General features: G+C 77.7%; 1 protein-coding gene and 1 pseudogene. One reads left to right on the top strand and one right to left on the bottom strand.

What is annotated here, in order from left to right; all coding sequences use genetic code 11:
- Window positions 1–347: pseudogene (locus FOE67_RS27585) on the bottom strand (hypothetical protein); the annotation flags it as partial.
- A 151-nt stretch (window positions 348–498) separates the two neighbouring features.
- On the opposite strand from FOE67_RS27585, the gene FOE67_RS27590 reads away from it, so the two are divergent.
- Entirely contained in the window at window positions 499–693 is a 195-nt protein-coding gene (locus tag FOE67_RS27590) for a hypothetical protein (RefSeq protein ID WP_182667531.1), read from the top strand.
- The last annotated feature ends 33 nt before the right edge of the window (window positions 694–726 follow it).

The following is a 726-nucleotide window of genomic DNA, read 5'->3' on the forward strand; positions in this document are numbered from 1 at the left end:
GGCACGGTCAACTCCAACTCCCCCACCCCGGCGCCGTGGTCGAAGACGCCCTCCCCGGTGATCACCACCCGGGTGCCACCGGATGCGGTCTCCACGGCGGTGCGCACCCGTGAGGTACCGGCCCCCGCCAGGACGTCGGCCGCCCGGAGCAGCCGCTCCACCGGCCCGAGGGGCACGCCGTCGGGGCCCACGGGACCGGAGGGAACCGCCGCGACCGGTGCCGGGGCGGACGGGAGGGTCCCCCCGCTCGCCGGGGAGCACGCCGACACCGTGCCGGCCGCGATCAGCGCCACCATCGCCATCGCCACCGGTCCCGCCGTCCCGCGCCCCGCACCTCGCTCCGCCATGGGTTCCGCTCCTCGTTCCCGGGGTTCCTGCCGATCGCCCCTCGGCGACCCCCGGGGCCCACCACCCCGAACCTCCCGGCCGCACCGCTCAACGAATCGCCCCGGGGACCGTCACGGCCGGCCCCCGGGGATGACTCGATACGGTGGTCCCGTGCACGACGAACGCGCGGCCGAGCCGCCCGCTCAGGTGTCCGGGGGACACCACATCACCCTGGTGGAACGCGGGCCCTTCCTCGCCCCCCGGTGCAGTTGCGGATGGCGCGGACCGGCCCGCCGGTCCCGACCCCTCGCCCGGGACGAGGCCGCCGACCACCTGGGGAACGTCGGGGACACGAAGCCGGGGTGACCCCGGGCGCGGGCGCTCCCGACCCCGCCTCCC

It is taken from the genome of Streptomyces calidiresistens (assembly GCF_014141525.1).
Taxonomy (GTDB): Bacteria; Actinomycetota; Actinomycetes; order Streptomycetales; family Streptomycetaceae; genus Streptomyces; species Streptomyces calidiresistens.